Source organism: Pseudomonas sp. B10 (assembly GCF_900156235.1).
Taxonomy (GTDB): Bacteria; Pseudomonadota; Gammaproteobacteria; order Pseudomonadales; family Pseudomonadaceae; genus Aquipseudomonas; species Aquipseudomonas siliginis.
In genome coordinates this window covers 2,149,940-2,169,886 of record NZ_LT707063.1, presented here as the reverse complement: position 1 = coordinate 2,169,886, position 19,947 = coordinate 2,149,940, and the positions used below count along the sequence as shown (strand labels likewise).

General features: G+C 61.0%; 13 protein-coding genes. 5 read left to right on the top strand and 8 right to left on the bottom strand.

Going from position 1 to position 19,947, the window contains the following annotated elements; translation table 11 throughout:
- Nucleotides 1-21 precede the first annotated feature (21 nt).
- Nucleotides 22-951 (bottom strand): AraC family transcriptional regulator, encoded by a 930-nt coding sequence (locus tag BXA01_RS09655; protein WP_016773445.1) that lies wholly within the window; start codon nucleotides 949-951, stop codon nucleotides 22-24.
- A gap of 396 nt (nucleotides 952-1,347) precedes the next feature.
- On the opposite strand from BXA01_RS09655, the gene BXA01_RS09650 reads away from it, so the two are divergent.
- Together BXA01_RS09650 and BXA01_RS09645 are read left to right on the top strand one after the other, a co-directional pair.
- Nucleotides 1,348-1,701: a putative quinol monooxygenase gene (locus BXA01_RS09650; RefSeq protein WP_076563979.1), complete on the top strand. Its 354-nt coding sequence runs from the start codon at nucleotides 1,348-1,350 to the stop codon at nucleotides 1,699-1,701.
- A 43-nt stretch (nucleotides 1,702-1,744) separates the two neighbouring features.
- Nucleotides 1,745-1,987 carry a hypothetical protein gene (locus BXA01_RS09645; RefSeq protein WP_041479831.1) on the top strand — a complete coding sequence of 81 codons (243 nt, stop codon included), beginning with the start codon at nucleotides 1,745-1,747 and terminating at the stop codon, nucleotides 1,985-1,987.
- Here the strand turns inward: BXA01_RS09645 and BXA01_RS09640 are convergent, their stop codons facing one another.
- From BXA01_RS09640 to BXA01_RS09610, 7 genes are all read right to left on the bottom strand, one after another.
- Nucleotides 1,988-2,617: a flavin reductase family protein gene (locus tag BXA01_RS09640; protein ID WP_071173402.1), complete on the bottom strand. Its 630-nt coding sequence runs from the start codon at nucleotides 2,615-2,617 to the stop codon at nucleotides 1,988-1,990.
- 135 nt (nucleotides 2,618-2,752) lie between these two features.
- Nucleotides 2,753-4,072 (bottom strand): MFS transporter, encoded by a 1,320-nt coding sequence (locus BXA01_RS09635; RefSeq protein WP_076563978.1) that lies wholly within the window; start codon nucleotides 4,070-4,072, stop codon nucleotides 2,753-2,755.
- 414 nt (nucleotides 4,073-4,486) lie between these two features.
- Nucleotides 4,487-5,818, bottom strand: coding sequence for a sigma-54-dependent transcriptional regulator (locus BXA01_RS09630; RefSeq protein WP_076563977.1), 1,332 nt, complete (start codon nucleotides 5,816-5,818; stop codon nucleotides 4,487-4,489).
- Entirely contained in the window at nucleotides 5,818-7,578 is a 1,761-nt protein-coding gene (locus BXA01_RS09625) for an ATP-binding protein (RefSeq protein ID WP_076563976.1), read from the bottom strand. The genes BXA01_RS09630 and BXA01_RS09625 overlap by 1 nt, the downstream gene beginning before the upstream one ends.
- Before the next feature lie 84 nt (nucleotides 7,579-7,662).
- On the bottom strand, nucleotides 7,663-10,299 hold the full coding sequence (locus BXA01_RS09620) for an RHS repeat domain-containing protein (protein ID WP_076563975.1): 2,637 nt from the start codon (nucleotides 10,297-10,299) through the stop codon (nucleotides 7,663-7,665).
- Nucleotides 10,296-14,777 carry a SpvB/TcaC N-terminal domain-containing protein gene (locus BXA01_RS09615; protein ID WP_076563974.1) on the bottom strand — a complete coding sequence of 1,494 codons (4,482 nt, stop codon included), beginning with the start codon at nucleotides 14,775-14,777 and terminating at the stop codon, nucleotides 10,296-10,298. The genes BXA01_RS09620 and BXA01_RS09615 overlap by 4 nt, the downstream gene beginning before the upstream one ends.
- Nucleotides 14,778-14,976: 199 nt before the next feature.
- Nucleotides 14,977-16,500, bottom strand: a complete 1,524-nt coding sequence (locus BXA01_RS09610; protein WP_016773454.1) for a fumarate hydratase — start codon at nucleotides 16,498-16,500, stop codon at nucleotides 14,977-14,979.
- 487 nt (nucleotides 16,501-16,987) lie between these two features.
- Here BXA01_RS09610 and BXA01_RS09600 point away from each other — a divergent pair, with 487 nt between their 5' ends.
- From BXA01_RS09600 to BXA01_RS09590, 3 genes are read left to right on the top strand one after another with little or no spacing between them, the layout of a single operon-like run.
- Nucleotides 16,988-18,094 carry a GGDEF domain-containing protein gene (locus tag BXA01_RS09600; protein WP_041479822.1) on the top strand — a complete coding sequence of 369 codons (1,107 nt, stop codon included), beginning with the start codon at nucleotides 16,988-16,990 and terminating at the stop codon, nucleotides 18,092-18,094.
- A complete protein-coding gene (locus tag BXA01_RS09595; protein WP_076563972.1) occupies nucleotides 18,087-19,022 on the top strand; it encodes an iron-sulfur-binding ferredoxin reductase in 936 nt (311 codons plus the stop codon). The genes BXA01_RS09600 and BXA01_RS09595 overlap by 8 nt, the downstream gene beginning before the upstream one ends.
- A 28-nt stretch (nucleotides 19,023-19,050) precedes the next feature.
- Nucleotides 19,051-19,794 (top strand): enoyl-CoA hydratase-related protein, encoded by a 744-nt coding sequence (locus tag BXA01_RS09590; RefSeq protein ID WP_076563971.1) that lies wholly within the window; start codon nucleotides 19,051-19,053, stop codon nucleotides 19,792-19,794.
- Nucleotides 19,795-19,947 lie beyond the last annotated feature (153 nt).

Here is a 19,947-nt window from a genome sequence, read left to right as displayed (position 1 = left end):
AGCCCCGCTTCAGATTCCGGATCAGACAGAAAGCCGCAACCGCGCCAGGTCCCGCAACGGCGGCGCGCCAAACAGGCGGCTGTACTCGCGGCTGAACTGCGACGGACTTTCATAGCCCACCCGATACCCCGCCGCCGAGGCTTCCAGCCCTTCGGTCAACATCAGCCGCCGCGCCTCTTGCAGGCGCAGTTGCTTCTGATATTGCAACGGACTCATCGCGGTCATCGCCTTGAAACGGTGATGCAAGGTCGACACGCTGAGGTTCACTTCCCGCGCCAGATCATCGATGCGCAGTGGTTGCTCGAAATTGCCGTTGAGCCATTTGATGGCCTGGCTGATGCGATGGCTCTGGCTGTTGGCAATCGCAATCTCATACAAACGATGACCCTGTGGACTACGCAGCAGGCGATAGAGAATCTCCCGGCGAATCAGCGGCGCGAGCATGGCGATGTCTTTCGGCGCGTCGAGCAGCCGCGCCAGACGCAGCACCGCGTCGAGCATGGCGCTGTCGATTTTCTCCACGTACAGACCACGTCCGGTCGGCCGCGTCGGCACGCCCATCGGGCCGGCGTCGGCGATCAGCGCGGTGATTTCGGTCGGGTCAATGTCGAGGCGCACGGCGAGGATCGGTTCCTCTGGCGAGACGTTGACCACGCGGCCGCTGAGCGGCATCGAAACCGACACCACCAGATAATTCAGCGGGTCGTAGTTGAAGAACTCATCGGCCAGGCGGACCTCTTTGCGCCCCTGCGCCATGATGCACAGCGCCGGCTGCGCGAGTACCGGGGCAAAGTCATGGGACTGGGTGTGGCGCGACATCACCAGCGAACCGATCGCGGTCTGGTAGCTGCCATCGTCGCTGGTGTTGCGGCGGATGATCGCCGCCAGCTCCGCGCGCTGTTTTTCCATGTCGGCGCTGGGTTCGGCTTGAAAACGATCGAATGACGTCATGCACGGCATCCTCGGCAAGTGAGGGGGAATGCAGCAGAGCATATGTTTGTGCAAGCAGCAGCGGTAGACACATTCTGCCAAATGCTTGCCTGATTCTGCCCGCAGGTGCGCACATGCCTCCCGCCATACGATTCTGTAGAAGCTGCCGAAGGCTGCGATCCGTTGATCTTCAAGGCAAAAGCCAAAGATCGCAGCCTTCGGCAGCTCCTACACAAAACCCGTATGACAGACGTGTTGCGCGGGTTTACAGGTTGTTACAGGTCGTCTGCGCAGTCTCGCAGGATTGTGCAACGCGAAGGCAGGAATCGACTAACGGCGCGGCGGCCCCGGCCCTTAATCTTTGCTTCAGTCGCAGCCCGTCCCCCGGCTGCCACGCGATTTCATGGAGGGTTGATCATGTCCAAGCAAATGCCTGTCAGTCATATGGCCTTCGTTCGTGCCCAGGCCGGGCGTTCGGCGGAACTCGGTGTGCGCCTGAGCGCGTTGATCGAGGTCTCGCGCGCGGCGCCCGGCTGCCTGAGTTTTTCCCTGCAACAATCGCAGTGCGACGCCGACCTGTGGCTGGTCAACGGCTACTGGAGCAGTCAGCAAATGATGACGGCGTATTTCAACAGTCCGTCAATGGAAGTCTTCGCCGAGCTGGTGCAGGACCTGGTGGTCAACAGCCTCGACTTCCACACGTTCAGGGACGTTTCCGCCGCGCAGGCCCTCGGTCAATGCGCGGCGCCGATACACAAACTCGCCGGTTGAGGGTTTAATGTCCGGCTTATTTGATTGAGCCAGGATCCGCGACATGGCACGTAAAGAGTTTGAACGCTTCGAAGCAGTCTCCGCAGTCGTCCCCGTCGAGCTGGGCGGCAACAAGGGTTATTACGCGGCCATCGCGGTCAAGGCCCTGGTCGATGGCGGCGCCCCACGCTTTCACAAATTGCTCAATGAGCAGGTGTTTCCTGGCGCCATTGCTGCCGATGATGCAGCCATCAACGAACTGGACAAGCTCAAGGGCGTCACCGATGACGCCGAGCTGATCTGGTAATTACTTCTGTGCGCCCGGGCGCCACATCTTGAACAGCGCCTCCGGCCCCAGCTGGAAATAATCCGCCGGCCCGCCGCCACGCAGAATCGGTTGTGCGGCGGCAGTGTCGTAGATGCCGTCTTTCAGCAGCCATTTGGCGATGTGCACCGCGACCACCTCGCCGAGGATCAGCCAGCTCGGCACGGTTTCGCCATCGGCGCGTTGCAGCTGGATGATCTGCGTGACCTTGCACTCGAAGGACACTGGACTCTCGGCGACCCGTGGGACCGAAATGACCTTTGACGCCACGGTGGTCAGCCCCGCCAGTTCAAACTCGTTGACCTCGGGCGCAACCATCGCGCAGCTCTGGTTCATCTGCTCGGCCAACGGGCGCGTGGCGAGGTTCCAGACGAACTCCCCGGTCTGCTCGATGTTGTTCAGACTGTCTTTGCGCCCGACACTGGAAAAACCAATGATCGGCGGCACGTAGTTGAAGGCGTTAAAGAAACTGTACGGCGCGAGATTGAGCCGGCCTTCGGCATCCTGCGAGGAAATCCAGCCGATGGGGCGCGGGCCGACGATGGCGTTGAACGGATCGTGAGGCAGGCCGTGGCCGTTGGCGGGTTCGTAGAAGTGGATGTCATCGGGCATGGGGAGCGGATTCCTGAGCTGCATTCGGATGCAGCCATAGTGCAAGGACCCAGCGCATATTTCCAGCCGGACGCGAGACCCCGTAGGGTTCGTGGCAGGACACAGATTTTGTGGCCTGCCAGCGATGCGGTGCGATCAGTCAGTGACGATCCGCGAGTGCTTCTGGGTATCTTTCATGGTGATGTACACCAGCAGCGACACGGCAATGCACGCGGTGACGTACCAGTAGTAACCGGTTTCCATGCCGATGCTCTTGAACCACAGCGCGATGTATTCGGCGGTGCCGCCGAAGATCGACACGGTCAGCGCGTACGGCAGGCCAACGCCCAGGGCGCGGATTTCGGTCGGGAACAATTCGGCTTTCACCACCGCATTGATCGAGGTGTAGCCGCTGACGATGATCAACGCCGCCATGATCAGGAAGAACGCGCCCCACCAGGTCTGGATGGTGTGCAGGGTCATCAGGATCGGCACGGTGAAGATCGTACCGAGCACACCGAAGGCGATCAGGATCGGACGACGACCGATCTTGTCCGACAGGCCACCGATGATCGGTTGCAGGCACATGAACAGGAACAGCGTGGCGGCGGAAATGGTGGTCGAGTCGGAGATGCTCATGCCGACCGTGTTCACCAGGTATTTCTGCATGTAGGTGGTGTAGGTGTAGAACGCCAGGGTGCCGCCCATGGTCAGTCCGACCACGGTCAACAACTCTTTCGGGTGGCGCATCAAGGTGCGCATCGCGCTTTCCTTGGATTTTTCTTTCTTGGTGAACGACTCGGTTTCTTCCATGCCGCGACGCAGGTACAGCGCCACCACTGCACACAGCGCGCCGATGGCGAACGGAATGCGCCAGCCCCATGCGTACAGCTGTTCGGTGGTCAGCGTGTTCTGCAGCACGATCAACACACCGAGGGCGATGAGCTGCCCGGAGATCAGGGTCACGTACTGGAAGCTGGAGAAGAAGCCGCGACGTTCCTTGGTCGCCATCTCGGACAGATAAGTCGCCGAGGTGCCGTACTCGCCGCCGACCGACAGGCCTTGCAGCAGGCGGGCGAACACCAGCAGGATCGGCGCGCCGATGCCGATGGTTTCATAGTTCGGGCTCAGGGCGATCAGCAGCGAGCCGAAGCACATCAGGTACACCGAGGCCATCAGCGCTTTCTTGCGCCCGACCTTGTCGGCGTACATGCCCATCAGCCAGCCACCGATCGGACGCATCAGGAAGCCCACGGCGAAGATCGCAGCGGTGTTCATCAGTTGCGCAGTGGTGGAACCGGCGGGGAAAAAGGTTTTCGCGAAGTACAGGGAGAAGGCGGCGTACACGTACCAGTCGTACCACTCGACCATGTTGCCGACAGAGCCGCTGAAGATCGATTTGATCCGGCTGGCGGTGGTTCTCGGTTTGGCCGGCACGGCAGCCGACCCAAGGGGCAGGGCGTTGGAGTTATCCATTGAAGGATCCTTCGTTTAATTGTTTTTGTGGAGCGCGTCGGAACGCAGCCTGCCAGGGCTATAGCAGGAGGTGTGCCAAGGGAAGGAGGGCCGGTTTAGAGGGGGTGGCGGGAAAGGGTGAGCGGAAATCCGCTTATGCATGGGTTGTGGTGAGCGGAAAATTGCTCATCAGAGTGGGCATTTGCTGGGGCTCAACAGGCCTCTTCGCGAGCAGGCTCGCTCCCACAGAGTGGACTGACTCCATGTGGGAGCGAGCCTGCTCGCGAAGGGGCCATCAGAGACGCCGAATAAGTCAGCTGTGTGATCGTTCCCACGCTCTGCGTGGGAATGCCTCAACGGACGCTCCGCGTTCGGCTTCGAAGGGGACGCAGAGCGTCCCGGGCTGCATTCCTTTGCTGCGCGTGGGAACGATCATCAGCTGTCGGAAACAAACATCTCCCGACTCAATCCATGCCGCTGCATCTTTTCATTGAACGTGCGGCGCGGCAGTTGCAGTTCTTCGAGCACGGCTTTGACATCACCTTTGTGCCGGGTCAACGCCGCGCGCAGACATTGCGCTTCGAACGCTTCCTGCTGCGCCGCCAGCGATTGCCCCGGATCGATTCCGGCGACCGGTTCATCGAGCCCCAATACCTGACGTTCCGCGACGTTGGCCAGTTCGCGCACATTGCCCGGCCAGTCATGGCTGAGCAGGTGACTGAGCTGCGCACCGGTCAACGGCGGAAAGGTCCGGCCCAGACGCTGAGCGGCATTCTGCGCGAAGGTCTCGAACAGCAACGGAATGTCTTCACGGCGATCGCGCAGCGGCGGCAGGCGCAGTTCGGCGACGTTGAGGCGATACGCCAGGTCCTCACGAAAACGTCCGGCGCGGGCTTCGTCGAGCAGGTCCGGTTTGGTCGCCGCGACGATACGCAAATCGACGCGAATGCTCTGGTTCGACCCCAGCCGCTCAAGCTTTTGCTCCTGCAAGACCCGCAGCAATTTCACCTGCTGGGCCAGCGGCATGCTTTCGATCTCGTCGAGAAACAGCGTGCCGCCATCGGCATATTCCAGTTTGCCGATGCGCTTGCCCGAGGCGCCGGTAAACGCGCCGCTCTCATGGCCGAACAGTTCGGCCTCGAACAGTTGCTCCGGGATCGCCGCGCAGTTCAGCGCCACGAAAGGTTTGCCGGCGCGCGGGCCGAAATCATGCAGGCAACGTGCGACCAGTTCCTTGCCGCTGCCGGTTTCACCACGGATCAGCACGTTGACCGGCAACGTCGCCAGATCCAGCACCTGCCGACGCAATGTCTGCAAGCCGCGGGACACGCCGAGCAGCGTCGCATCGAGCTTTGCGCGGTTGTCGGCCAGTTCGTGCAGGGCACGGTTTTCCAGGACCAGGCGGCGTTTGTCCAGCGCCCGGCGCAGGCTGCCGAGCAGGGTTTCCGGGCTGAACGGTTTTTCCAGAAAGTCGTAGGCGCCATCGCGCATGGCTTCGACCGCCATCGGCACGTCGCCATGGCCGGTGAGCAGAATCACCGGTAGATCGGCGTCGCGCTTTTGCACTTCGGCGAGCAGTTGCAAACCGTCCATGCCGGGCATGCGCACGTCGCTGAGGATCACCCCGGAAAAATGTTCGGGGAGCGCGGCGAGGCATTCTTCGGCGCGGCTGAACAATTGCACCTGAAACCCGGACAGGCTCAGCCACTGTTCAACGGCGTTGCGAATGCTGCTTTCATCGTCGACCACCATCACCGAGTCGAGCATCAGATATGTGCCTCCAGATCGATTGGCAGGGTCAGGCTGAACACCGCGCCAGTGTCGCCGTTCTCGGCGCTCAGGCGCCCGCCGGATTCATGCACGATGGCGAAGGATACTGCCAGCCCCAGGCCCAGACCGTCACCCACCGGTTTGGTGGTAAAGAACGGATCGAACACCTGGCCGAGATGTTCCTCGGCAATGCCGCCGCCGTTGTCGCTGACGCTCAGCCGCCACAATTGTTCATCAGCCTCCAGACGGATTTCCAGACGCTTGCAGGCTTTACCCTGCATCGCATCCAGCGCGTTGCGCAGCAAATTGATCAACACCTGTTCCAGACGAATCGCATCACCGCGCACCCACGCCGGACGGGTCAGATGCAGCACCAGGCTGACTTGTTCGTCACGCAGCCGCGCATCGAGCAGTTGCAGCGACTGATCGACAACCGTCGCCAGATCCAGACGTTCGCGCAAACCGCTCGGACTCTTGCGGGCGAAGGTCTTGAGGTGGCCGGTGAGGGCGGCCATGCGCGTGAGCATGTCGTCCACCGGTTTCAGCGCCTTGTAGGCGTCATCGACGCGGCCATGTTCGAGCAGCAGGCGCAGGGTTGCCAGTTGCATGCGCTGGGCGGTCAGCGGTTGATTGATTTCGTGGGCCAGCGCGGCGGACATCTGCCCCAGCGCGGCGAGTTTGGCCGACTGCACCAGGCCTTCCTGAGCGGTGCGCAGATCGCGGGTGCGCTCCTCGACCAGGCGCTCGAGTTCTTCACGATTGCGCTGACGGACCTTGGCCAGCCGCCAGCGCTGATTGAGAAACAGCAACAGGAACACCAGCGCCAGCCACACACCGGCGGCGGCCAGCGCGGCGTTGCGCAAATCCTCGAAGGCCACTTGCGGACGGCGCAGCAGGTGCAGGGTCCAGCCCTCGGTCGTCAGCGGCAGCGATTCCCACAGATAATCCGCCGTGCCCTGCGGACCTTCGACCCGGCGCAGATCACTGTTGTCATCGAAGCGGCGCAACGGCAAATGGGTCAGCGGCAGCAGCGATTGCTTGTCGTACTGTCGCGTGGATTTGATCTCGGCCAGATCATCAGCGCTCAACGGCCGCAAGGCGCGATAACGCCAGCCCGGCTGATTGGCGATAAAGATGATCCCGCGTGCATCGCTGACCAGCAGCGTGTCGCTGCCCTGGCTCCATTCGCGCTCCAGTTCGGGAAACTCCAGCTTGACCACCATCGCGCCGAGAAACTCGTCGTTGTCGCCAAGTACGGCGCTGGAAAGGAAATACCCGGGAATGCCGCTGGTCACGCCTACCGCGTAAAACCGCCCGGTGCCTTGGGTGCGGGTCTGGCTGAAATAGGGGCGGAAGCCGTAATTGTGGCCAACGTAACTGCTGGGCAAGCGCCAGTTGCTGGCGGCCACGGCCAGGCCGGTGCGATCGAGCAGTTCAAGGGTCGAGGATTGCGCGGCGCCGTTGATCTTTTCCAGCTTCACATTCAATGCCGCTTGCTGCGCAGCACCGACCGGGCCGGCCAGGGCCGAACGCAATTGCGGATCCAGCGCCAGTACGGCGGGCAGGGCGCGATAGCGGTCGATCAGGGTGTGCAAGGAGTTGGCGTACAACCCCAGTTGCTGATTGGCGCGGGCGGCATCTTCTTCCAGCGCCTGACGTTCCGCGTGGCGCATCGCGAGCGTCGCGGCAATGACCGTGCCGGCGATGATCAGCAGGGAATACAACGACAGACGCAGGGTACGGGAAGTCGGCAGCATGCTGGATGAAAGGTCGGCAGGACGGGCGGGCACGATAGCATGGGCCGAGGTGGCCGGGCGCGCTGTTCGCGCCGGCCGTGTCTGCTAGACAGCTGTCTCCTGTACCTGACGTCGATGCACAAGATTCAACCTCGGCTTCGGCACCGGTCTGCCGCGAGGTTCGGCAGCGAGCGAGCGCTCCAGTTGCTGCAGGCGTTCAGTCACGCCTTGCGCCTCGCTCGGGGCTGCGATGATTGCCTGTGCGGTTTGCAGGACCTCGTCGATAGCTTCGAACGGGTCTACGCCAGTCCTCGCCAGCTTCATGAACTGACGCTGTTTTTCTGCATCCAGGGCTTCCAGTTGGGCGTAGAACATCTTCTGGATGGGTTCGGAGTAGCTGTCGACGTTATCAGTGAAGGTCTTGATGCTGTCGATAACCGCAGCACCTCTATCGAGAAGAACTCCCGCGCCGTCGACGGCTTTTGCGGCGCCGTCGCTCAGCGTCTTCAGCCCATCCTTGAGTTCTTGGGTGTGCAGCGTCTGCGCTGCTTTCAAACCCTTCTTGAAAAAGTGGTAACGCAATACCGGGAACACAATCGCCCCCGCGATTGCCCCTGCCCCGGAACCGATGGCGTTGCCGATTCCGGGTACCACGGTGCCGATGACACTGCCGATGGCGATGCCTTTGCCGATACCGTAAAAGACCGATTTGATGCCGGCGCGGGAGGTAATGAATTTGCCGAACGTCATGTTTTTACGCACTTCTTCGATGTTTTGGCCTTCAGCAATCAGGCCATCGAACTCGGTGGTCAGGTTGTGCAATTGCTCCGCCGCAGTTTGCGCTTGATCAAAGATACCCACCGCTTTTCTGATCAGGTCAAACACCACTTTGAAGGCACCGGTCTGGTCGACATGGACGATCGGGTTGTTACCGACAAAACCATACAGATTCAACCCATCCACATCCCCCGCCGGATCAGCACTGACCCAACGCTGCAACCACGGCGCGTAATAACGGGCGCCGTAGTAGTACAAACCGCTGACATCCATTTCCTTACCGGAATAACGGATAAAGCGGTATTCGATTTCCGATTCCGGCGCCATCCACGCGGTTTCGCCGAACGGGTAATAGCCTTCTGCGCTGGTGACCACAGCGTCTTCATTGAGCTCCATCACGCAAGAGCCGAGGTGGTCTTCGAGGGTGTAACGCATCTGGTCGTCTATCGGCGCTGAACGTTGCGCCCAATGCAGGCAGCGCGCGTTACCGAGGCTGATGATGTGCAGCTCTTCGCCGTTTTCTTTGCTGCGAATTTCCAGCCCTGGCAGGTAACGCACCTGGTGGAAGTGGCGGACCTTGTCGGTGAACCATTCATGACATTTGAGGACCCGCTGGCCTGCGCTGTACTGGTAATACTCGGCATCGTTATCACTGTCCTGACGGATAACCAGGTCCACGCGCTCCAGTTCGTCACGGCTGTTCCAGTGCAATGACGGACCGTGGTGCAGCTTGCGTTGATTGCCGTGCGGGTCGAACCAGATGTCGAAGTCCGGCGGCTCGTCACCTGTTTGCCAGCGCACCCCGCGATTGCTTTTGTCGTCGATGCGCATGGTGCGGGTACGACTGTTGCCGTCGCGCTGATGACGCAATTCGGTCAGATTGCCGCCATCGTCGTAGCTATACGTCTGGGTGTAGTTCAGGCGGTTTCGTTCGTCGGGCGGTCGCGGCAGGCCGGGAATGTCCGGAGGCAGGGCGTCGTCATGACCGGTCGCACGAATCAGACGGTACAGGGAGTCGTAGCTGAATTCACGGTGGCCGTCGACCCGTTGATTGGCGAACCAGGTGGGCTCGAAGGCGTGGTCTTCGATGCGGATGATATTGCCGACGCGATCGTAGGAATATTGCAGATCCTGCAATGCGGGTTGGCCGGGCTTATGGCTGATCCGGGTGCGCAAGCGTCCGTCGGCTGGGTCGTAGGTCCATTCGTTGAGCACTCCGTTGCCGTCCTGTTGCTCGATGAGCTGGCCATTGGCGTTGTAGTGCGCATCCTGCAGGGCTTGCGTGATGTTTGCCTTCACTTGCAAGTGCATCTGCCTGAGCTGCCCGGCAAGACCATAGCGCGAGGTTCTGCGATGGCCGCCGGCGTCGGTCTGTTCAAGCACGGCGCCAAGCGGACTGAACACCTGATGGCTGGTGAACGCTTGGTGATCATCAAATGTGCGCTTTTCCACCAGTGCCTGTCCGGTGAGGGCATAGCTGGTGATATCCAGCGAGCCTGACGGATCTGTCTGCCGGATCAACCGGCCGCGCAGGTTGGAGTCTGCTCCGGCAGAACCGTCGGCATAGGTGAAGGTATCGAGCTGATTTTCGCCGTTTCCCGAGACTTCGAGCTGCACCACGCGCAATTGCTCGTCAAAGGTCGATTGCCAGACATGGCCGCGCGCGTCCCAACGGTGTCCGGGCTCCCCGGCCCTGCCCGGCAGCTGCAGGCGCCAGCCGCTATCCCGGCTGTCGGTAAACACGGCGATATCGTTCAGCGAAAACACGGTGGTTGTGTTCGCGATCGGCAGGCGCGGATCCTGTTGCGCGACCAGGCGCCCGGCGACATCGTGGTGCTGGCGGGTCACGAGTGCGCTAGGCGTATCGCCCACCACGGTACGCAGATAAGCGACCTGACGGACTGGCAGGCCACGTCCGTCGCTGACGATCAGCGAAGGCGTGCGCCAATGTGTGGAGGCGCTCATGCGCCTGACCCACGCGTAGACATCACCTCTTCAGCGGTGTCGTTGAAGTCTTCGCTGGTGTGATACCAGGGATGATACGTCTCGCGGGAAAAATCGCCCTTGGCGTTGATCAGCTTGATCGGACGTCCCGTTGCGTCATAGAACAGCTGATCGAAGAGCCCGAGTTGGCGCAGCGATTGATCCTTGACGTAGCGGTGCGTGTTAGCGAAAAACGGCCGGTATTGGCGCTGCGCGAGACCTTTGTTGTTGTATTCGACGCGTTCGCTGATACGCCAGCGTGTCTGCGTCGGTTGCTCACCTTCTTCGATCAGCAATTGACCATCCTCACCCACCACATAAGCCAGCCCCGGATCGACCTTCTGTTGGGTTTGCAGGACCCGACCAAAGCCGTCGACGCAGGTTTTGACGATCTGGATCTGCGCCTTTATGGCGTCGTAGGGATAGCGGTCGGCACTGAGCACTACGGTGTGAACCGGTTCTCGGTAAGCCAGTTCGATGGCCATGAGCAACTGCTGGTCTTCAGTCGTCAGACCGGGATTTCGCGCAAGCCGGCGACGTGCGCTGGCGCGGATCTGCCCGCCGGGCAACAGGTCGCCTTGCTTGATCGCGCGGTTTCGAAGTGTGGAGGCGGGTATCAGGCCCATCCAGCTGAAAAGGTTTTTGTGCAGAGTGCTCGCTGCGTGTCCTACGGTATCTTCCGGAAACTGAATGGCGTATTCCGGACTGGGATCCGGCAAGGTCCAGTCATCGGTCAGCTTGTCGAATCCGGCAGGTTTGCCATTCTCGGTACCGTGAAAGCTGATGATCAGTGGCTGACCGGAAGGCTCGTAGATGACTTCTTCAGTGTTGTCATTGGCGTCGGTGATTCGCTTGGGTTTCAGGGCGTGATAGTCGAACTCCGCGACCTGGACGGCACAACCGTCGGGCAATTCCATGCGCATGACTGTCAGATAGTGTTGATCGTATTCGGCTTTGGTCACGCCATGGCTTGGCGTTTCATTGAAATCGAGCACGTTGTAGAACGCTTGCAAGCCGCCGTACCGGGCCAGATTGAACCGCGACGACCAAAGGTTTGGTTCCTCGCTGGGCGGTGCTTCGAACAGCAGCGCCATGGGTGAGTAACCAATTGCCGCGAGGGCCTCGCGGATATTCAGGTCCGGCACAATGCTGTAAGCGTCCAGCGCGGTTTTATCCAGCAGGGCAAGCTCCAGAGAATGTGACAGGGCTGCGAATCCGGCGACGCCGTCATCCAGTTCAGTACCTTCTACGTCCACATAGCGCTGTATGGATTGCGAAGTCAGTACCCTTTCCATGGCCCATTCTTGCGTATCCTGCAGCTCTCTCAGTGATTCGAAAGACACCCGTGCCGGGTTCAACTCGCCGGGGAGCGTACCTTTGGCCAATTTCAGCGCATCGCCACGTTCCAGATACGGCAAGCCCAATCGCCATTGCTGTGGCTCTGGCAGATTGATCAGACGCGCACGGGTTTCACTGATGTAAAAGTATTGCTGCGCCTCGTCGTGAGCGTCGGACCACCATTGATTCAGGTGGTCCTCGGTGAAGGGGGGCGGGCTCTGGGCGGTCAACCTGCGCGCATAGCTCACCGTCAGTGCATGGGTCGCGGCGCCATAAGCGTCCCAGCGCAGGGTGACATCGTGGCGGCACAGCGGGTCGTTGATAAAACCGTCGTACTGATAGCTGATTGCTTCGACCTGAAAGGGCAGCAGAATGGCTGCGGCATATGGCCCCTGCGGCCGCACCTCGCGCACCAGATAGCGCTTTTCCTCTACCGAGTACAGCGGGGCTGCACCAGGCGCCTGCATATCCGCCTGATAGGCAAGCGTCTCCGTTCGGGCGACCGAGCCGACCAGTGCCTGCGCAATCCGATAGCGACTGTCGGAATCTTCCGGCGTGACAGGCTCATCGATTTCACCCTTGGGGTGATAACGACTGAACAGGGTTTCGCCCAACGGGCAGGCGTCCACGTCCGCGTTGAGATAATCCTCGCGGGAACGATTCATTTCCTGCCCGTTGTGAAACCAGGTGCATGTTTGCACCGGCTCGTTGAAGCCAGGCTCTGAAGGATCGGCTCCAATCTCGCAGTCAAGTTGCTGCAAATAGCCGAACCCGCGAAACTCCCGTTCCCTGCCGTCGTAGAACCCTTCGCGCCAGGTGAATGACTGGGTCAGCCGGTTGTCGGTGATCTCGTCGTGTTGCTCCTGCTTCTTCACCACGGCCAGCGGAAACGGCAGATGACATATCGGTGCACGCGCAAGTGCCAGCAGCCGCTCCTTTTCATCCAGCCATTCCTGAGCCGAACTGCGATAAGTCACGCTGCTCGAGTAACCCATGTTGTTGTTGCTGTTGAGCAGCAGATAGGGCTTGGCTGCAACAAAATCGTAGCGCCAATGCCGAGGCTGGATATGCGGCACCGTCAGAATCAGGCTGGCGCAACCGAGGCCTTGCAGGTCGGCGAAACTGACCTGGCACAAACGGTCATAACGCACTTCTTCAGGCCACGGCACGCTGACGGGAATCTGCTCCAGGCCGTTGCCGCCCCGGTTCAGGTAGATGTCGAACCCTTCGGATCGCAGATAGATCAGCGCGGGCGCGCCGGAGCCATCGAGGTCGGCCAGACGCACTCGTGCGGCGTCGAATTCGTCGTAGGTGAAGGGCAGGGCACTGATCTTGCGACCTTGACCGAATTTGCCATGACCAAGATTCGGCCAACAGCGGACTTCGTCATGGCGGATGCGACACAGCTCGGGCATGTCGCTGCCGAGCAGATTGCCCAGAAGCACCAGTTCGGTTCGCGAGTTGCTGAATACCGGCAGACGGTCGTCTTCGTATGCATGGGGTATTTCCTGTGCAGCGGCGAAGCCTTTTTCGCGCAGGCTGGCATAGAGCCGCACACGGTCGTGGCTGATGCTCGCCGCTGACATCAGGCCGTCGCCGCTGAAATCCCCCATGGTCAAAGTCAGATCCTGGTGTTCCCGGGGAAACGTGTCGAACGCGCTGAACAGTTCGAATTGGCGCTGCGCATTCAGCGCATGGAAACCGCAGTAACCCAAGCGGGCGATTATCAGGTCCAGGCGCCCATCACCGGTCAGATCCAGCAGTTGCGCCACGGCGCGGTTACGATCTGCCACCGGGATCTTGTCCAGCAGAGCCCATGGGCCGTAACCGATCAATTCAGTGCCAGGCGCCGCGCGCAGCGGCTCGCGGTAGTACCAGGCGTTGTCATAGCGGCAGAGAAAACCCGGCACGCCCTCGCCATACAGATCGACGCATTGGTAGAACCCGCCGTCTTCGATGCCCGGTTGAGTCTCGTTTTCCAACAGGCGTGCAGGTGTCTTGTTGATCTCGAAGGGCGAGTATTCGAACTCTAGCGGCGGTGAATGCTCGACATTGCCTTGCGCATCGAAGGCCTGATAGTGCGCCGCCGTGATCTGGCTGTACGCCCACGGCGCAGTGTTCTGGATAGGTCGATATTCCAGCAGCAGGCGACGTACAAGCTTCGCATCTGTCGCCAGCCCTTCGGGGAAGTGATGAAACATCAACACTTGCTGGCAGAGCCTGCGGGTGCTCAGTTCAAAACCCTGGCCATAGGTGGAAAACGGATCCGGTCGCAGCCGCCAGCGGTTCACTTCTTCGTAGCTCGGGGTCTCCGTCAGCGAACTGCTGCGTTCGCCGTAATCGAACACCAGTTGAAAATGCCATGGCAGATCCGTCGGCCGGTCAGTGTCCCAGCTGTAAAGGCGATCGCTCGCCGTGGCATTGCCGTAACACACCCGTCGCAGATAGCGCTGGGCGCGGTAGTCGTGAATCGGGTCTGGCTCGTCAGGCTGATCGTCGGGCTTGTACTCGTAGCAGATGTGTTCGCCATGGGCGTTCATGCTTTCACACAGCAGCCAGCTACTGATGCGCGATTCGTCGTCGGGGTCGGCACGGCGTGAGGCGCTGGTTTTGCCGTAGACATGCAACGTACCGTCGGCGCCGTGGACCAGCCAGAACGGGGCTCCACCGTCAGCCGGATGCCAGCATTCGCGCAGGGAAAAATCACTTTCGATCCGCGCCCGGTAGATCACGACGTTGTGCTCAGGAATGGGGCGAGCTCTGTAGCTGTGTTCCGTGCGCGACTTCAGGTTTCCGGCATCATCGAGCTCCGGCATCCACACCTCGCCGTCATGCCCGATGATTTCATCGTGCTCGGTATAACGTGGAACACCTTTGTTGGTGCGGCGGCTGATCTGGCTCAGGCCCAGGTGGCAACCAAGGCCAAACGGGCCGTTACCGCTCTGGCTGTTGATTGACAGGGGTATTTGCGGATCGTAACCACGACCGCTTGAGAGCGGGATCGGCAATTCGCATCCAGCCGAGGCGGTCGGCCCGACGGCGCTCCAGCTTTTGCCGATGGTGGCGATCGATGAGCTCTTGGCGATGGAGGGAGCTGTGATGCTGAGGTCTTGATCGGCCATGGTCGAGTCCATTCGCGCTACATAGGGCGTATGGATAGACGCTAACAGGAGTGGGCCAGAGATGGACCTGTCAGATCTGACAGGTGCGCAAGATCGTTTTCTGTGCTTGGGCGATTCTTTTATCGCAATTGGTTTGAACAAGCAAAAACGGCCGGGGCATCTTTGCGGATGCACCGGCCGTCTTCATGACGCCAGAAGCTTACTGCACTTCTACCGCCAGGCTCTCGCTGATCTTCTGTTGCCAGATCGCCGGGCCAGTGATGTGTACCGACTCACCTTTGCTGTCCACCGCTACGGTGACCGGCATGTCCTTGACCTCGAACTCGTAGATCGCTTCCATGCCCAGCTCGGCAAACGCCAGCACCTTGGACTTCTTGATCGCTTGCGCAACCAGGTACGCAGCGCCGCCGACAGCCATCAGGTACACAGCCTTGTTGTCCTTGATCGCGTCGATCGCGGTCGGGCCGCGCTCGGACTTGCCGATCATGCCCAGCAGGCCGGTCTGCTCGAGGATCTGGCGGGTGAACTTGTCCATCCGCGTTGCGGTGGTCGGGCCGGCCGGGCCAACCACTTCGTCACCGACCGGATCAACCGGGCCGACGTAATAGATGAAACGACCCTTGAGGTCGACCGGCAGGGTTTCACCCTTGTTGAGCATTTCGACCATGCGCTTGTGCGCCGCGTCGCGACCGGTGAGCATCTTGCCGTTGAGCAGCACGGTTTCGCCCGGCTTCCAGCTCTGCACGTCTTCCGGGGTCAGGGTGTCGAGGTTGACACGACGCGCCGACGGGCCGGCTTCCCAGACGATTTCCGGGTAGGCGTCCAGCGGTGGCGCTTCCAGCGAGGCCGGGCCGGAACCGTCGAGCACGAAGTGTGCGTGACGGGTGGCGGCGCAGTTGGGGATCATGCACACCGGCAAGGATGCGGCGTGGGTCGGGTAGTCCATGATCTTCACGTCGAGCACGGTGGTCAGGCCACCGAGGCCTTGGGCACCGATACCCAACTGGTTGACCTTCTCGAACAGCTCCAGACGCATTTCTTCGATGCGATTCTGCGGGCCACGGGCCTTGAGCTCGTGAATGTCGATGGATTCCATCAACACTTCCTTGGCCATCACCGCGGCTTTCTCGGCGGTGCCGCCGATGCCGATGCCGAGCATGCCCGGCGGACACCAGCCGGCGCCCATGGTCGGCACGGTTTTCAAGACCCAGTCGACGATCGAGTCGGACGGGTTGAGCATGGCCATTTTCGACTTGTTCTCGGAACCGCCGCCCTTGGCCGCCACGTCCACTTCCACGGTGTTACCCGGGACGATGGAGTAGTGGATCACCGCCGGGGTGTTGTCCTTGGTGTTCTTGCGAGCGCCTGCCGGGTCGGCAAGGATCGAGGCGCGCAGGACGTTTTCCGGCAGGTTGTAGGCGCGACGCACGCCTTCGTTGATCATGTCGTCCAGGCCCATGGTGGCGCCATCCCAGCGCACGTCCATGCCGACACGGACGAACACGGTGACGATACCGGTGTCCTGGCAGATCGGGCGATGGCCGGTGGCGCACATGCGCGAGTTGATCAGGATCTGCGCCATCGAATCACGGGCCGCTGGCGATTCTTCGCGCAGGTAGGCTTCGTGCATCGCCTGGATGAAATCCACGGGGTGGTAATAGGAAATGAACTGCAGGGCGTCGGCAACGCTCTGAATCAGGTCATCTTGCTTGATCACGGTCATGAGTCGCGCTCCTCTAAAACACGATGGGGCAGCTACAAGCTTCTAGCTTCGAGCGGCAAGTTAAAGCATTACGCGGACAGCTTGAGCTTGCCGCTTCAGGCTTGCGGCTTGTAGCTGTCCCTTTGTGGCGCGACGCTAAAAAGGCGCGGCAGTATACCGCGCCTCGGTGGTGGGGGCACATTGGCTTTTGGTCGGATGACCCTGTGGCGAGGGGATTTATCCCCGCTCGGCTGCGCAGCAGTCGTAAAACCTGTGAGCTCAGTGTGATTGACAGGTTGCAAGGGGCCACTTCGCAGCCCATCGAAGATAAATCCCCTCACCACAGGGACCTGGTGCGGGCATCAATGCAGCTCAATCAGGTCATGCATTTGACGTCAATTTTCGAGCCCGAAAATCGGTGGTCATTTAGCGACCGGCCCTCTAAAGTGGCATCCGGTCTGTAGAGTAGGACACTCGGTCAGCCTCCTATCGCACGGTGAGTCAACGATTGACCCATAACGCCATTCAACGCCTTTTGCTCAAACGCTTCGCCCTCGCTGCGGCCACCTACGGATTGGCTTTGCTGCTGCTGTGGCTGGCGTTTTTCACCGGGCATTACCAGCAATCGCTCAGTGGCGTGGCCATCGGCAGCGCCCTGGTGGTGATCAGTCAGGCGAGCCTTTTCGCCATGTTCTGGAGCGGGCGCAACCAGCGCTTCGCCGACCCTAGCCTGACCGAAGCGCAAGTGCTGATGGGCCTCGGCTGGCAGACGTGGCTGATCGCCCATGTCGACGAAGCGCGCGGCGCGTTTCTGGTGTTTTATGTGCTGATCCTGCTGTTCGGCCTGTTCCATCTCACCCGACGGGTATTCATCCGCTGCGCGCTGTTGGTGTTCTTCAGTTTTTCCGCGATTACCCTGTGGGACGCCTACCACTTCCGCTTGGCCGAGCCTGCGCTCGCGGCGTTGCAGGTGTGCATTCTGGCGATGGTCTTGGCGTGGCTGGTGCTTTACGCACGCTTTGTCCAGGTCTCGCGGCAACGTCAGCGCCAGCGTCGGTTTGCCTTGCAGGCGCATCAGGACACCCTGCGCGGGATGATGCGCCAGCTTGAAGATCTGGTCGCCACCGACGAACTGACCGGGCTGTTCAATCGCCGGCATTTCCTGCGCATCGCTTCCCGCGAGCTGAACGCGCTGGACAGCGACGTGATGCACGGGCTGGCGCTGATCGATCTGGACCACTTCAAACGCATCAACGACCTGCATGGCCACGCCGCCGGCGATCAGGTATTGCAGGCGTTTGCCGGGGTGGCGCAAGCCTGTCTGCGCGACGGTGACGTGCTGGCGCGTTATGGTGGCGAGGAATTCGTCGTGCTGGTGCCCGACTGCGATGCCGAACGCCTGACCGCGTGTTGCGAGCGTTTGCGCATCGCCTTCAGTGAGGTGGAATTGATGGGCCTGCAAGTGCGCAACCTGAGCCTGTCGGCGGGCATGACCCTGCTGTCCGTTGGCGATGATCTGGATGAGGCGTTGCAGCGTGCCGATCAGGCGCTGTACCGGGCCAAGCGTGACGGGCGCAATCGTTGTGCCGCCGCGTGGGAGAACATTGATGCCTGAATTGCGCGTCGGTGATCGGCAGTGGACGGTTGAAGCGGGCAGCAACCTGCTCGACAGTCTCAATCAGAACGGTGTCGCCGTGCCATACAGCTGCCGCGCCGGCAGTTGCCATGCCTGTCTGGTGCAATGCATCCGAGGTGTGCCCAGCGACAACCGCCCGGATGCCTTGAGTGCCGAGCAACGTCAGGACGGTTGGCGCCTGGCCTGCCAATGCCAAGTGGTCGAAGACTTGCAGGTGCATACCTTCGACCCGATCAGCGACGGCCGCCCGGCCGTGGTCGAAGCGCTGGACTGGCTCAGTGACAGCGTTCTGCGCCTGCGCCTGACCCCGCAGCGGCCATTGCGCTACAGCGCCGGCCAGCATCTGGTGTTGTGGATCGGCCACATCGCCCGCCCGTACTCGCTGGCGAGCCTGCCGCAAGAAGACCGCTTTCTCGAGTTTCACCTCGATTGCCGCCAGCCCGGCGAATTCATCGATGCCGCACGCAAGCTGCAGATCGGCGACTCGATCCGCCTTGGCGAACTGCGCGGCGGTGCCTTGCATTACGATCCGGACTGGCACGCCCGGCCGCTGTGGCTGCTGGCCGCCGGTACCGGTTTAGGTCCGTTGTTCGGTGTGCTGCGCGAAGCCTTGCGTCAGGATCACCAAGGCGCCATCCGCGTCATTCACCTGGCCCATGACGAACGCGAGCACTATCTGGCCAAACCCCTTGCTGCACTGGCTGCGCAGCGGGAAAACCTCAGTGTTGAGCTGTGGACCGCGGCCGAGTCGACCGCCGCTTTGGCGCAACTGCGCCTTGTTTCCCGGCAGACCCTGGCCTTAGTCTGCGGCTCGACGACCAGTGTCGACGCATTCGCCAAGCGTCTGTACCTGGCCGGATTGCCGCGCAATCAACTGCTGGCCGACGTGTTTGTGAGCCGTGGTTGAGCGCTGATTTTCAGACGCGAGACACGCCATGACCGAAGCCATCCTGCTGGAACGCGAACGCGGTTTGCTGACCCTGCGCCTCAACCGCCCGGACAAGAAAAACGCCCTGACCCGCACCATGTACAGCCGCCTCGCCGAAGCACTGAAACAGGCCGACAGCGATCCCGAAATCAATGCCGTACTGATCAGCGGCAGCGCCGAGTGCTTCACGGCTGGCAACGACATCGCCGACTTCCTCGAACAACCGCCGAGCGACCTCGACAGCCCGGTGTTTCACTTCATGCTCAATCTGCTCGAATGCCGCAAACCGGTGATCGCCGCCGTGGCCGGTGCTGCGGTGGGTATCGGCACGACCCTGCTGCTGCATTGCGATCTGGTCTATGTCAGCCACGACGCCCGGCTGCGCATGCCGTTCGTCAACCTCGGGTTGTGCCCCGAATTCGGTTCAAGCCTGATCCTGCCGCGTTTGCTCGGGCAAGCGAAAGCGGCTGAGTTGTTATTGCTCGGTGAAGGCTTTAGCGGCGAGCAGGCTGCGCAATGGGGGATTGCCACACAAGCGCTGGACAGTGGCGCGGCTGCGTTGAGCAAAGCCCGGGAAATGGCGCTGCGGTTTAATGAATTGCCGGCCCAGGCCGTGCAAATCAGCAAGCAGCTGATGCGAGCGCCCGATCGCGAGCTGCTGCGCAAAGTGATCGAGGAGGAGGGCGCATTGTTTACCCAGCGGCTGCGTTCGCCGGAGGCGGTGGCAGCGTTGAGCGGGTTTTTTCGCTGAGTGTTAAGACGCCTTCGCGAGCAGGCTCGCTCCCACAGGAGATTGCATTTCAAATGTGGGAGCGAGCCTGCTCGCGAAAGGGCCTTACCAGACAAAATATCTGTTGAATCTTAAGCAAAAAAGCCCCGCCATTCACATGGCGGGGCTTTTGCG